This window comes from Caloranaerobacter azorensis DSM 13643 (genome assembly GCF_900129995.1).
Taxonomy (GTDB): domain Bacteria; phylum Bacillota; class Clostridia; order Tissierellales; family Thermohalobacteraceae; genus Caloranaerobacter; species Caloranaerobacter azorensis.
In genome coordinates, this window is sequence record NZ_FQXO01000016.1 from 1 (window position 1) to 14,762 (window position 14,762).

Sequence of the window (14,762 nt, forward strand, 5' to 3'; positions counted from 1 at the left end):
GAGAAGCAAAAAAAATACTACAAGAAGTAAAAAGAGATTTAGACAGCGAAGGGGTAAAATATGCTTCAAACATAGAAGTAGGAATGATGATAGAAGTTCCATCAGCCGCAATAATATCAGACATACTAGCAAAAGAAGTAGACTTTTTCAGCATAGGAACAAACGACTTAATACAGTACACCACAGCAGTAGACAGAATGAATCAAAAGATACGACATCTATACAACCCATTCAACCCAGCTGTAATAAGACTAATAAAGATGGTAATAGATAACGGACACAAACAAGGGATATGGGTAGGGATGTGTGGAGAAATGGCAGAAGACCCAAAACTAATACCAATACTAATAGGGATGGGACTAGACGAATTCAGTATGAGCCCAATATCAATATTAAGAGCAAGACGAATAATAAGGAACATAGAAAGGAAAGAGATGGAGAAGATAGCAAATCAAATAATAGACTTACCAACAGCAGAAGAAGTAGAGAAGTTTATAGATGAAAATATTGCAATAGATTAATGGGACGGATAATCCGTCCTATTTTATTATAAAATAAAGAAGAAAAAAAACTACATAAAAATAAAATGATGTTGAAATAATACTTCAAAAATAATATAATATTATTAAAGAACAAGATATGAATGATAAATTAAAAAAAAGAGGTGTGTTTTTTGGGCTATATTATTGGAATTGATGGTGGCGGTACAAAAACTTTAGGATATATAGGCGATACAGATGGCAATATATTAGGAGTTTTTTCTAGTGGAGCAGCTAATTATTTTTCTATTGGTATAGATAAAGTTAAGGCAAATTTGGAACATGTAATTCAGTCACTTTGTAAGAAAGTGCAAATAGATAAGAAAGATTTGACGTTAATATCGTTAGGATTAGCAGGAGTCGATCGTGAGCAAGATAGAAAAATTATTATGAATATGATTTCTCAAATAGGAATTAATTGTAAAATCATCTTAAATAACGATGCGAAAACGGCTTTAGTTGGAGCACATGGACAAGAAAAAGGCATAATATTAATAAGTGGAACAGGTTCAATATGTTATGGGATAGATTCTAATGGAAGAATAAAAAGAGCTGGTGGCTGGGGACATATCATAGATGATGAAGGTAGTGCTTATGATATAGCGATAAAAGGGCTGAAAAGTGTAATTAAAGCATTTGATGGAAGAGGTCAAAAAACTCTTTTAAAGGAGAAAATACTAAAATATTTACATCTATATTCTGTTGAAGAGTTGATACAGTTTATATATAGCAAAGAAACAACAAAAGATCATATCGCTAAAATAGCTCCTATTGTTATGCAATCTTCAGTTGAAGGGGATAACGTTTCGAAACATATAATGAATGAGGCAATACAATCATTAATAGATATGGTGATTGTTGTAATTAATGATTTAGACTTTAATGAGGAAAGAGTAGAATTAGCGTTGACTGGTGGGGTTTTTAACAATTCGGAAATAATTAAACAACAGTTTATAGATAAGGTTACTGTTCAATTACAAAATCTTAATTTGCATAGACCATTGTTTGATGGAGCTGTTGGTTCAATGTTAATTGGATGGCGCAGTTTGAATATAAATTATGATATTAAGAGATTAAAAGAAAATTTAAAGGAAGTGGTAGATTATGAACAAAGGAGTATTAACGAAAATAAAGCAGGGGTTCAAGACTTTTAGACCTTCAGAAAAAAAAGTAGCTCAATATATTCTAGAGAATCCAGAAGAAGTAATAAGGTTGTCAATAATGGAATTAGCTATGAAATGTAATACCAGCGAAGCATCGATAATTAGATTTTGTAGAACATTATCTCTTAAAGGATATCAGGAACTAAAACTCTCTTTGTCCCATGATATATCAAAAGAAGAAAAAAAGACTAGAATTATACATGAAGTAATTGAAGCAGATGATACAACAGAAAAAATATTAGAGAAAATATCAATAGGGAGTATTAAAGCAATAGAAGATACAAAAAAAGTTCTAAATATTGATTCGTTAAATAAAGCAATTGAAGCTATTGATAAAGCAAAACGAATTTATATATTTAGTGCTGGAGCTTCATCTGTAGTAGCTTTAGATGCACAATATAAATTTGCCAGAATAAATATTCCTGTATTCATGTATTTTGACAGTCATATGCAGTTAACTTCTTCGGTTCACCTGACATCAGAAGATGTTGCTATAGGTATATCAAATTCTGGCAGGACAAAAGACGTTATAAAAGCTCTAGAAATAGCGAAAAGAAGAGGGGCTACTACTATTTGTATTACTCAATATGGGCAATCGCCGATTTTAAACGTATCAGATATAATTCTTTTTACAGCTAATGTTGAGAATAACTTTAGAAGTGGAGCTATGGCTTCGCGTATTGCACAACTTAATATTATAGATAGTATTTTTATAGGAGTTGCATGCAAGAGGTATGATGAAGTAATCAAATGTCTGGAAGTTACACGTGAAGTTGTAAAAGATAAACAGTTATAGTCTGAATGGGAGGTATAATATGGCATGTAATTTAGAAAATCTAGTAACTGAAGCACCAAATATAAAAACTAGTAATATAGATCAAAAAACACCTTTAGAAATTTTACAGCTTATGAATAATGAAGACAAAAAAGTCGCATTGGCAGTCGAAAAGGAATTACCTAATATTGCTAGGGGTGTTGAAAAGATAATAGAATCTTTTAATAGAGGTGGAAGACTCATCTATGTAGGAGCTGGTACGAGTGGCCGTTTAGGGATATTAGATGCTGCAGAATGTCCACCAACATTTGGAACGCCTCAAGAACAGGTGATTGGTATTATAGCTGGCGGACAAGAAGCTTTAACAAAAGCGATAGAAGGGGCAGAAGATAGTTTTGAAAAAGGGATGGAAGCTCTTAAAGAAGTTAATGTTAGCTTTAAAGACGTTGTAGTTGGAATCACTGCTAGTGGAAGAACTCCTTATGTTATTGGAGCATTAAGATATGCAAAAGATATCGGAGCTACAACGGTGGCTGTAAGTTGTAATTCAAATGCTGAAGTAAATTCAATAGCTGATATTTCTATAACTCCAGTTGTTGGGCCAGAAATAATAGCAGGATCTACAAGATTAAAAGCGGGAACAGCTCAAAAAATGGTACTGAATATGCTTTCTACATCATCTATGATAGGTATTGGCAAAGTATATAAGAATTTGATGGTTGATGTTCAGCCTACGAATAAAAAGCTTATAGAGCGTGCAAAAAGGATTATTATGATGGCTACTGGGGTGAGTTATGAAAAGGCTGAAAAAGCACTGATAGAATCAAATTACAAACCCAAGATAGCCATTATAATGATAAAAACAGGATGTTCTTACCAAGAGGCTTTGGTAAGAATAAAAAAAGGAGGAGGTTTTGTACACAAAGCCATAAAGAACTGTTGATGGGGGGTATTAGATGAAAAAAGTATTATTAGTATGTTCAGGTGGTATGTCTAGTGCTATTGTAGTAAAAGCAATAGAAAAGGAAGCAGCCAAAGAGAACATGGAAATAGTAGTAAAAGCAATAGGAACTGGAGAATATGATGAAGAGATAAGGCAAGGATGGGATTTAGTATTAGTTGCACCACAAGTAAGACATCGTTTGACTGTATTTAAAGAGGTTGCAGATGAATTAGGTATACCTATCGATGTAATTTCAGCACAAGGTTATAGCCCGATGGGCGGAGCGAAGGTTCTTAAGCAAATTAAAAGTTTGATTTAAAGGGGGAGCATGGATGAATAAGTTTTTTGAGGTTGTTGAAAAAATTTTTATGGCACCAATGACAAAACTTGCTGAACAAAGACATTTGAGAGCAATTCGTGATGGAATTGTGTCAACAATGTCATTAATAATCATTGGTAGTTTCTTTTTAGTAATAGCATTTCCACCGATTCCAGCTTTAGCAGAATTGGTCAAGCCACATATTGGTAAAATATTATTTCCGTTTAGACTTACCATGGGGCTTATGGCATTGTATGCTTCGTATGGTATAGGTTATAGTTTGGCGAAATCGTATAAACTTGATGGGGTATCCGGTGGTATTCTGTCGATGGCAGCATTTTTATTAACGATTGTGCCTCAAACAGTTAAAGGTATTGGTTGGGTACTACCAATGGGGAATTTAGGTGGCAGTGGAATGTTTGTAGCGATTATTATGTCTATATTTGCAGTTGAAGTAATGAGATTTTTGCAGACGAGAAAAATTATGTTCAAAATGCCAGAGGGAGTTCCCGATTCAGTAGCAAGATCATTTGAAGCTTTAATTCCAGCTGCTGTAATAATAACGGTAATTTGGGTAATAAGGCATCTATTAAACTTTGATATTCAAGTTTTTATAATGAATCTATTTAAACCATTAGTAACAGCAGGAAACACTTTACCGGGAGTCCTTGTGCCAATAATTTTAATTACTTTATTATGGGCAGCAGGTATACATGGTGTTTCTGTAGTCGGTGCAATAGCAAGACCTATTTGGTTAGTATTACTGGATGAAAATATGAAGGCAGCTGCAGAGGGAGCGAAAATTTTGCCTAATATAGCACCAGAACCTTTCTTCCAATGGTTTGTATGGATAGGTGGTTCGGGAGCTACTTTAGCTTTAGTAATTTTGTTTTTAACTTCTAAAGCGAAATATTTAAAACAATTAGGCAAAGCTAGCTTAATACCTAGTATATGTAACATAAATGAACCTGTAGTGTTTGGTGCTCCTATTATGCTGAACCCTATTTTAGTTATTCCATTTATAATTGGCCCTGTTATAACAGGTATTTTAAGTTATGTAGCTATGGCATTAAACCTTGTTACACGCCCTTCAGTATTAGCTCCTTGGACTTTGCCGGCTCCAATAGGAGCATATTTAGCAACTGGTGGAGACTGGAGAGCTGTTATTTTAGTACTTATAAATATAGCTATAATGGCTATAATTTACTATCCATTCTTTAAAATCTATGAAAAGAAATTATTAGAAGAAGAGAAAGAACAAGCAAAAAGTACCAGTTAAAGCTGGTACTTTTATATCAAAACAGTATAAAGTTAGGAGGCTTAATATGTACATAGAGGAAATAATTTTTAAAATAATAGTTCACGCTGGTAATGCGAGGGCAAAAGTTTATGAAGCTTTAAAACATGCACAAGAGTCGGATTTTGAAAAAGCAAAAGAGTGTATTGATGAAGCTGGAAAAGAAGTTGGAATAGCACATAAAACACAAACCGAGCTTATACAAAGAGAAGCAGATGGAGAAAAAGTGGAAATGTCTGTATTGTTTGTGCATGCTCAAGATCATCTTATGACAGCTATAGCAGAAAAAGGATTAATTGAAAATATGATAGATTTGTATAAACGTATAGATCAACTAGAAAGAAGGGAAAGTTTATGAAAAATCTTAAGATAGCTGTAATAGGTGGTGGAAGTAGTTATACTCCAGAATTAATAGATGGTTTTATTAAAAGAGCTCATGAATTACCGGTTAAAGAAATATATTTAGTAGATATCGAAGAGGGTAAATGGAAACTTGATATTGTTGGAGAATTAGCTAAAAGGATGATAAAAAAAGCAGGATTAGATACAGAAATTATTTTAACTTTAAATAGAAAAGAAGCTATAAAAAATGCCGATTTTGTTGTAACACAAATACGCGTAGGAGGGCTTAAGGCAAGGGCAAAAGATGAAATAATACCTCTTAAATATAACGTGATAGGACAAGAGACAACCGGCCCTGGTGGTTTCGCAAAGGCAATAAGAACAATTCCAGTAATACTTGATATTTGTAGAGAAATAGAAGAGCTCGCACCTAATGCTTGGCTTATCAATTTTACTAATCCTGCTGGTATAGTTACAGAGGCAATTTTAAGATACACAAATGTTAAAGCAATAGGATTGTGTAATGTTCCTATAGGAATGGTTAAGATGGTTGCTAAAATATTAAATGTAGAGAGCAGCAGAGTAAAAATTGATTTTGTTGGGTTAAACCATCTTGTTTGGGGGCAGAAAGTTTATGTAGATGGTAAAGATGTAACACGAAGGGTAATAGAAGAATTATGTGATGGCGCTTCTTTAACTATGAAGAATATACCTGATTTAAAATGGGACAAGGCTTTTTTAGAATCATTGGCAATGATACCATGTCCATATCATAGATACTATTACATGATGGAGGATTTAATAATACAAGAAAAAGAAGCAGTTAGCAGTGGTAAAGGAACGAGAGCAGAACAAGTGATGAAAATAGAAAAGGAACTATTTGAACTTTATAAAGATCCAAAATTAGATATTAAACCACCTCAATTAGAAAAAAGGGGCGGGGCTTACTATTCTGATGCGGCAGTTTCACTTATAAGTGCTATATATAATGACAAGAAAGAAATACATACAGTTAACGTAAAAAATAATGGGGCAGTTTCCGGACTGCCTAATGATGTAGTCATAGAAGTAAATGCAGTTGTAGATAAAACAGGGGCTCATGCTATAACTCTAGGAGAATTATCACCAAAGATTCATGGGCTTATTCAAGAAGCAAAAGCTTATGAACAATTAACAGTGGAAGCGGCAGTAACAGGCGATTATGGCATAGCCTTGCAAGCATTAATAATGAATCCATTAGTACCATCCGTTAAAGTTGCTAAACAACTATTAAAAGATATTTTAAATGAACATGAGGAATATTTATCTCAATTTAGATAAAGAGAGAAAAGGAGAGAAAATAATGAAAAAATTAATAATTAATGCTGATGATTTTGGCCTTGCTGATGGATGCAATCGAGGCATAATTGATGCAATGAAAAATGGGATAGTTACAAGTACTACAGTTATGATAAATATGCCTAAAGCAGTAGAAGCGATAGATTTGGCGAAAAAAGTTGGAATAAAAGAAATGGGGGTACATCTTACATTAACTTGCGGGAAACCACTTTTATCTAAAGAAGAGGTTCCTTCATTAGTAGATGAAAATGGACGATTTTATAGAAGAGTAGCCAAATTACTTCCTTTAGTAAATTTAGAAGAAGTAGAAAAAGAATTGCGTGCACAGATAGATGAGTTTTTAAAAACAGGGCTAAAATTAACTCATTTAGATAGTCATCATCATGTTCATATGTATGACGGGATAAAAGAAATAGTTTCAAAATTGGCAAAAGAATATTGTGTATCTGTTAGGCATCCAGATGAAAAAACTAAAGAATATTTATCTAAATTAGGGATAAGAACAACAGACTTCTTTTCAATGAATTTCTATGGGAAAGATGCAACATTAGAAAACTTGAAAAGAATAATAAAACAGTTTCCTGAAGGGACTATAGAAATTATGACACATCCGGCATATGTTGATGAAAAGCTAAAAAATATTAGTAGTTACAATGTTAATAGAGCAAAAGAGTTAGAAATACTGACTAGCGTAGAAATAAAAGAGTGGATAGAAAAAGAAGGGATTAAATTGATTAATTTCACTGGTTTGGAGGTTTAATCTTGGAAAAGCTATTTAATATTATTAATAAAAACAAGAAACTTATTATAGGATTGATGTCTGGAACTTCAATTGATGGAATAGACTGTGCATTAGTAGAGATTGAAGGAAATGGACTTAACACTAAAGTTAAATTGATAAATTTTCATAAACATGAAATGCCTGTACATCTTAAACAAGATATATTAAAAGCGTGTTCTATAGAGAAATCTTCGACTGAATTAATTTGCAGATTAAATTTCCTATTAGGAGAGGAATTTTCTAAAGCCGTATTAGAAACATGTGAACTTTCAGGGATACCTCCTAGCAAGATAGATTTAATAGGTTCTCATGGGCAAACAGTCTATCATATACCTAGGAATAGTACTTTACAGATTGGAGAGCCAAGTGTTATAGCAGAGAGGACAGGCATTACAACAGTTGCAGATTTTCGTGTAAGAGATGTTGCTGCGGGAGGGCATGGTGCTCCAATAGTACCGTATACCGAATACATATTGTATAGAAATATTGAGAAGACTATAGTTTTACAAAATATAGGCGGAATTGGAAATGCAACCGTCATACCAAAAAATAGCACTATCGATCAAGTATATGCTTTTGATACAGGGCCAGGGAATATGATAATTGATGCAATAGTTAATGAAATTACAAAAGGACAAAAACATTATGATGAAGAAGGTAAATTAGCATCAAAGGGGAATATTAATCGAGAATTATTTGAAGAATTAATGTCTCATCCATATATATATAAAGAGCCTCCTAAAACAACAGGCCGTGAAGAGTTTGGTGTAGATTTTAGTAAAAAGATTTATGAGAAGTATAAAAAAATAGTAAAAAATGAGTTAGATATAATAACGACTGTTACATATTTTACAGCAAAGACAATTGCTGATAGTTATAAGAAATGGATATTACCATATCATAAAATAGATGAAATAATAATTAGCGGAGGAGGAAGTTATAACAAAACTCTTATTAATATGATAAAGGAAGAGTTAAAAGAAATAAAAATAATGATACAAGAAGATATAGGATATTCTAGCGATGCTAAAGAAGCTATTGCAATGGCTATATTAGCTAATGAAACTATACACGGAAATTTTAATAATCTTCCTAGAGTAACAGGAGCTTCAAAACCTGTAGTACTAGGTAAGATAATTTTTTAAATAAAGAAAATTTACAAAGCTATCATATTATATGATGGAAAACTTATTTAAGTATGTAAACATAAAAAAAGAGAATATACATGTTCCAAATGGAATGGCGGAAAACATAGAAAAAGAATGCGAAGAATACGAAAAAAAGATACAGCAGGCAGGAGGCATAGATTTACAGGTTCTAGGAATTGGAAGAAATGGGCATATAGGTTTTAATGAACCAGATTTAAAATTTGAGGCTAAAGCTCATCTAGTTGAGCTTGATGAAGATACAATAAAAGCAAATTCTAGGTTCTTTAATTCAATACAGGAAGTTCCTACTAAAGCTATAAGTATGGGAATAAAGACTATTAGGAGGCAAAAACATAAAAAGAATAGCAACTTTACCGGGAATAGCCATAGGAAAGGCGCTAGTAAGAAATAGAATAGATTAATGGGATGTTTTGCTAATAATATGAGGCCCTGCTTTGCGGGACCATTTTTTTGTCTAAATTATAGAATTTTATGGTAAAATATAATAGGATATTATATATGAAAAACAAATATGGATAAATTAAAAAGGATTATAATTAAATTTATTTTATTAAGGAATAATTATTGATAAGGCTGATGATAGTATGAGTAACAAGATGATTAAGTTTGTGGGATACCATGGTACTAAAAATATAATGTTATAAATAGAATATGTGAAAAAAATAATATAAATATGGTAATTCAAAAAAGATATATTAACTTTGATAAGTATTACAAAGGTAAGAAAATTGCACCATCAGCAATTGCTAATTGTCATATTGCGTGCGTTAAGAATCATAATATAATCGATAGAGAGTCTATTAGAATAGTTGAGGTGGGGAAAAGATATGGATAAAGGGAAAATAATCGATAACTTCTTTAAAGACCTTGAACGAATGTCTCCTGAAGAATTATACCATCATTTAATCAGTGAGGGTATTAATGTTGTATCTTATTCAAATCAAGGAAAAGGGAAAGTTGAATTATATGAGTATAAAGTTGAAGATTCGTTTCATTTTGAATTAATTCTTAAGCCAAAAGAATTTATTAACTTATTAAATCCAAAAGAGTTTAATACATTTAGCTTTAGTTTAATGGAGGATGCTGCATAATGAAAATGAGACAAGCATTTGAAAGTCTTTTAAAGCTACATGACATAATAGTTAATGAAATTAACTTTAGTAGAGCTGAAAAAGAAATAGATGAAAACAAAGAACTTTAATTTTCATTTGATAGTTTTATTTATGAATCGGTAGATGAACCAATTTATAAAGTTACAATTTCAATAAATATAGATAATGGACCAGAAGCAGATTTTAAATTATATGTAAAATTGTCCGGATTTTTTGAAGTTAATGTAAAATCCGATATAGATCAAAGGACTAAAGAGATGCTAATAAAAAAAATACATTAGCGATTTTATTTCCATACTTAAGAAGCCTTATAACAACAATTACTGCTAATGCTGGAGTTAAACCTATTATATTACCACCTATAAATATAAATGCATTGTTGGAAGAAAAGGAACGAGGTTAATTATTTTTAGATAAATTAAAATGAAGAAATTAGGATAGAAAGTATTATAAAAATTAGTTTTATATTAATAACTGGAGCGGACATTCTTTAAAATACCTGATTAAAGATATAATGATTTCTAATAAACTAACATTTGTTATCATAGAAAAATCCCCGTATAATATGTATGAGTCTAAAAGTAAAATTTTTTAGGATGTGATAAATTTACAGTGTGTTTATTATGTTTATAGTACCTTTTGTATAAAGAAAAACTACCTGATAGAGATATTGTGTTTAATTTTATATGAATAGTAGAGATAGGTATTTTTTAGAATGCCTACCTTATTTTTATATATATAATCTTTATAAGTTATAACTTTTTTAACGAATTAATTTAGTGATATTATTATGTATTTTTTTATAGAAAATATGAAATACAAAATACTTACGAGAAGAATATGGAAATATATTAAAATTATTACTGGATTATTAATCAAAATAGATAAAAAAAGAAGGATTTTTTAATAAAGTATAGAAATACATATATGATTGTCGAAAGATATTGACTTATGGTAAAAGATGTTTAATTTTGAGTAATATAAATCTAATGTATATGAGGTGTAAGAGATGTTGAATAAAGTGGTAAAAAAGAATATAAACTCTATAAATTTAACAATATTGTTTTTTAGTGTAATTGTTTTCTTCTTTCCATTTTTCAGAGGTTTATATTTTGAAAGAGAATTCTATGTGGCAAGTATGATAATGTCTGTTATGGCGGCAATTGTTTTTTTTAGAAATATCAAAAACAAAGAAAAAATAAAGTTCTATTCACCTATTGAATATTTTGCAACGGCATTTGTTTTAATTTACTTGTTTACATTTCCTTTTTCAGTGAATGAACATTTAGCCAGTTTTGAGATAATAAAAAATCTAACCTATTTTATATTCTTTATTGTTATTGTTTACAATTTAAAAACAGATAAAGATATAAGTCTTATAAATTGGAGTCTGATATTAATTGGAACAATCGCTTCTATTATAGGTTTAGGTTCAGCTCTTGGAACTTTTTCTTACAAAGGAGCCTTTGTTGATGGAATGATAAATTCAACATTTCAATATCATAATACTTTTGGGGCATATATGTTAGCAGTTTTATTTTTAGCTATGGGGGAAATTGCCGAAGAAGATAATTTGAAAAAATATTTATTAAGCGGATTTGGTTATATAGTTTTCTTAGGATTTATTTTATCATATTCAAGAGGCGCATGGATATTATTACCTGTTGTAGGTATAATTGCATTTATACTATTAAATACTGATGGATTAAAAAGAGTCTTAATAAGCTTTATAGCAGTTATTTTTTCTTTTAGTATGACTATTTCTCATATATATCAAGGTATTAAGGAACAGAATTCGTTTATAGGATGGTTGAGTATAGTTATAGGAATAGCTATTACAGCTATGGTAATATTCTTGTTAGATAAATTATTGAATAAGCTACCAAAAATAAATATAAGGAAGAGGACAATAATAATCGTATTATTGATAAGTTTGGTAATTATTCTGATTCTATTTGTTAACGGAGTACTAATCGAATATTTACCTCATTCTATAGCAGAGAGAATTAAAGGAATTAATTTAAAGACATTTACAGTTGTAGAGAGAGGAGTATTTTATAAAGATGCATTAAAAATTATCAAAGATTACCCGATTATTGGTGTTGGTGGTGGAGGATGGCAAACATTATATAGTATGTATAAAACTTATGATTATACCACTACTCAGGCACACAATTATATAATACAAACTTGGATAGAAATAGGGACATTAGGATTAATAATATTGATTGGTTTATATTTATCAACTTTATGGTCAAGCTATCGTATTATTAAGTCGATAAATAACGATAAACTTTTCAATAAAATGCTAGGGGTAATATGTGCTACATTAGTATTGATATTACATAGTACCATAGATTTTGATATGGCTCTTGGTGCATATGCTTTTTTCGTATGGGCGATGTTAGGTACTATTGTAGCTGTAGAAAAACGATATGTTAATAAATATAGTGAAACTGCAAAAAGATTAACAATATCTTTTATAGTACCTATGTTATTATCGATAGTATTATTATTTACATCAGGGATGTTTCATTTAGGATATGTAAACGCTATGAAAGCCGTTGAAAGTGTTAAAAACAAAGATTATGTAAAAGCACAAAAATACTTTGAAAGAGCTGCAAGACAAAATCCATTTAGAGCTAACTATAAATTTGATTTAGGAACTATACAATACAACATAGGTATAAAATTAAAATCAAAGGAACTTATTGAAAAATCAAAACAGAATATTGAAAATGCAATAAGACTTAACGAGAGGGATTTCAAGATACTAGCAAACAGTATTGCGATTTATTTAAGGAGAGGAGATATAGACAAGGGAGAGGAGTTACTCCAAAAACTTCAAAAATATCATCCGTTAAATGACCATACATACATAAGTAGCATAGAAATTTACTATAATATTGGTCATCATTATCTTAAAAAAGGTAATATTGATAAGGCAAAAGATTATTTCAAAAAAGTGATTTCAATAAATGAAGAAGTGATACAAAAAAATCAAGAATTAGAAAAAATACAAAAAGAGCTGTTGAAAGATATAAATGATATACCTTCTTCTTATGTAGAAGAGAGGTTTAAGATTAACCTAGACCAAAAATCAATACAATTAGTTAATTCAGCGAAAGATATTTTAAATAAATTAAAATAAAGATGGCATAACCTTGAAAATATTAATTACTGGAGCATATGGTATGCTTAATAGTGATTTGCAGAAGGTTTAAAAAAAGGATAAAGAATTGATATTAGTGACTATTGATATATTTGATATAACAAATATAGATGCTACAATTAATTTTATAAAAATTAATAAGCCAGATTTAGTAATACATGCTGCGGCATATACTGATGTCGATGGTTGTGAAAGTAATATTGATCAGGCCTATAGAGTTAATGCGTTAGGAGCGCGAAATATAGCTGTAGGATGCAATTATACAGATGCAGCTATGGTTTATATAAGTACAGATTATGTGTTTGATGGACAAAAAGGCAATAGTTATACAGAATTTGATGCTACTAATCCTCTAAGTGTATATGGGAAAAGTAAATTAGAGGGAGAAAATTTTGTTAAAAGAATATGTGATAGACACTATATAGTAAGAACATCATGGTTATTTGGTAAAAATGGAAGAAATTTCATAACGACAATGCTTAAATTAGCTGAGACTCGAGATGAGATAAGTGTAGTAGATGATCAAGTAGGTTCACCAACGTATACGCTAGATTTAGCTAAAGCAATTAGTCAATTGATTGCAAAACCTACTTATGGAACATTTCATATTACAAACAGTGATTATTGCAGTTGGTACCAGTTTGCAAAAGAAATATTTGAGATAGCAGGTAAAAGCAAAATAAGGGTGAATAGAATATCTACAGAAGAATTAAATAGACCAGCGCCTAGGCCAAAATATTCTGTTTTAAATAATTACTGTTGGCATCTACAAGGATATGATAAGATTAGATCATATAAAGAAGCGTTAAGAGAGTATATAAGTACAATTATTTAACTATAATAATTCTGCATTTCATATAAGAAAGGTGGTTATTTTATGAGAGGGATAATATTAGCAGGTGGTTCAGGGACAAGACTTTATCCAGTAACTAAGTCTATATCAAAGCAGTTGTTACCCATATATGACAAACCAATGATTTATTATCCATTATCAGTGTTAATGCTAGCAGATATAAGAGATATTCTTATTATCTCAACTCCACAGCATATAGAATTATATAAAGAACTGTTAGGGACTGGTGAGCAGATTGGATTAAAATTTTCATATGCTGTTCAAGATAAACCGAGAGGATTAGCTGATGCTTTTATAGTTGGTGAAGAATTTATAGGTAACGATAGAGTAGCTCTTATATTGGGCGATAATATCTTTTATGGACAAGGCTTTTCACAGATATTAAAGAGAGCTGCTAATAGAGAAGAAGGAGCTACAATATTCGGATATTATGTAAAAAATCCTACTCAATTCGGAGTAGTAGAATTTGATGAGAATAATAATGTAGTTTCAATAGAAGAAAAGCCAGAACGCCCAAAATCAAACTATGCAGTTCCTGGATTATATTTTTATGACAATGATGTGATTGAAATAGCTAAAAATGTTAAACCATCTGCTAGAGGGGAAATAGAAATAACATCAGTAAATAATGAGTATTTAAGAAGAGGAAAACTAAAAGTTGAACTTTTTGGTCGAGGAATGGCATGGCTTGATACAGGTACTCATAGTGGATTATTAGAGGCTAGTAATTTTGTTGAAGCAGTACAAAATAGACAAGGTTTGTATATAGCTTGTATAGAGGAGATTGCCTATAGAAAGGGTTATATAAATAGAGAACAGTTATTAAAGCTAGCCGAACCATTAAAGAAAACAGAGTATGGTAAATATTTAATTAGTATAGCAGAAGGTATTGGACAATTTACAGATGATTATATAATAAATGAAGTAGCGATAACAAAAGAATTATAAAAGAGGTGTAG

16 protein-coding genes are annotated in these 14,762 nt (G+C 30.7%); all 16 read left to right on the forward strand.

Translation table 11 applies throughout. From position 1 onward, the window contains the following. Nucleotides 1-521: putative PEP-binding protein (locus BUB51_RS03855; RefSeq protein WP_143153559.1), on the forward strand; the 521-nt coding region annotated here is incomplete at its 5' end. Between the two features lie 152 nt (nucleotides 522-673). After that, entirely contained in the window at nucleotides 674-1,693 is a 1,020-nt protein-coding gene (locus BUB51_RS03860; RefSeq protein ID WP_073195656.1) for an N-acetylglucosamine kinase, read from the forward strand. After that, nucleotides 1,644-2,498: a MurR/RpiR family transcriptional regulator gene (locus BUB51_RS03865; RefSeq protein WP_073195658.1), complete on the forward strand. Its 855-nt coding sequence runs from the start codon at nucleotides 1,644-1,646 to the stop codon at nucleotides 2,496-2,498. The genes BUB51_RS03860 and BUB51_RS03865 overlap by 50 nt, the downstream gene beginning before the upstream one ends. Before the next feature lie 19 nt (nucleotides 2,499-2,517). Beyond that, entirely contained in the window at nucleotides 2,518-3,420 is a 903-nt protein-coding gene (murQ, locus tag BUB51_RS03870; protein WP_073195660.1) for an N-acetylmuramic acid 6-phosphate etherase, read from the forward strand. 13 nt (nucleotides 3,421-3,433) lie between these two features. Continuing rightward, entirely contained in the window at nucleotides 3,434-3,739 is a 306-nt protein-coding gene (locus tag BUB51_RS03875; protein ID WP_073195662.1) for a PTS sugar transporter subunit IIB, read from the forward strand. Nucleotides 3,740-3,752: 13 nt separating this feature from the next. Next, a complete protein-coding gene (locus tag BUB51_RS03880) occupies nucleotides 3,753-5,018 on the forward strand; it encodes a PTS sugar transporter subunit IIC (protein WP_035164465.1) in 1,266 nt (421 codons plus the stop codon). Between the two features lie 46 nt (nucleotides 5,019-5,064). Beyond that, nucleotides 5,065-5,394, forward strand: coding sequence for a PTS lactose/cellobiose transporter subunit IIA (locus tag BUB51_RS03885; protein WP_035164467.1), 330 nt, complete (start codon nucleotides 5,065-5,067; stop codon nucleotides 5,392-5,394). Next, nucleotides 5,391-6,698: a 6-phospho-beta-glucosidase gene (locus tag BUB51_RS03890; RefSeq protein WP_073195664.1), complete on the forward strand. Its 1,308-nt coding sequence runs from the start codon at nucleotides 5,391-5,393 to the stop codon at nucleotides 6,696-6,698. Before BUB51_RS03885 ends, BUB51_RS03890 begins: the two co-directional genes overlap by 4 nt. A 22-nt stretch (nucleotides 6,699-6,720) precedes the next feature. After that, on the forward strand, nucleotides 6,721-7,476 hold the full coding sequence (chbG, locus tag BUB51_RS03895; RefSeq protein ID WP_073195714.1) for a chitin disaccharide deacetylase: 756 nt from the start codon (nucleotides 6,721-6,723) through the stop codon (nucleotides 7,474-7,476). 2 nt (nucleotides 7,477-7,478) lie between these two features. Beyond that, on the forward strand, nucleotides 7,479-8,642 hold the full coding sequence (anmK, locus tag BUB51_RS03900; protein WP_073195666.1) for an anhydro-N-acetylmuramic acid kinase AnmK: 1,164 nt from the start codon (nucleotides 7,479-7,481) through the stop codon (nucleotides 8,640-8,642). Nucleotides 8,643-8,673: 31 nt separating this feature from the next. Then, nucleotides 8,674-9,057, forward strand: coding sequence for a 6-phosphogluconolactonase (locus BUB51_RS03905; RefSeq protein ID WP_278294044.1), 384 nt, complete (start codon nucleotides 8,674-8,676; stop codon nucleotides 9,055-9,057). 436 nt (nucleotides 9,058-9,493) lie between these two features. Continuing rightward, nucleotides 9,494-9,757 carry a hypothetical protein gene (locus BUB51_RS03910; RefSeq protein WP_073195668.1) on the forward strand — a complete coding sequence of 88 codons (264 nt, stop codon included), beginning with the start codon at nucleotides 9,494-9,496 and terminating at the stop codon, nucleotides 9,755-9,757. A 304-nt stretch (nucleotides 9,758-10,061) separates the two neighbouring features. After that, the gene (locus tag BUB51_RS13670; RefSeq protein WP_083599506.1) at nucleotides 10,062-10,181 is read left to right on the forward strand and encodes a protein-export chaperone SecB; all 120 of its coding nucleotides are present in this window, start codon (nucleotides 10,062-10,064) and stop codon (nucleotides 10,179-10,181) included. Between the two features lie 606 nt (nucleotides 10,182-10,787). Beyond that, nucleotides 10,788-12,929, forward strand: a complete 2,142-nt coding sequence (locus BUB51_RS03920; protein WP_083599502.1) for an O-antigen ligase family protein — start codon at nucleotides 10,788-10,790, stop codon at nucleotides 12,927-12,929. A 97-nt stretch (nucleotides 12,930-13,026) separates the two neighbouring features. Next, nucleotides 13,027-13,785, forward strand: a complete 759-nt coding sequence (gene rfbD / locus BUB51_RS03925) for a dTDP-4-dehydrorhamnose reductase (protein WP_278294062.1) — start codon at nucleotides 13,027-13,029, stop codon at nucleotides 13,783-13,785. Between the two features lie 42 nt (nucleotides 13,786-13,827). Next, the gene (gene rfbA / locus BUB51_RS03930) at nucleotides 13,828-14,751 is read left to right on the forward strand and encodes a glucose-1-phosphate thymidylyltransferase RfbA (protein WP_073195672.1); all 924 of its coding nucleotides are present in this window, start codon (nucleotides 13,828-13,830) and stop codon (nucleotides 14,749-14,751) included. Nucleotides 14,752-14,762 lie beyond the last annotated feature (11 nt).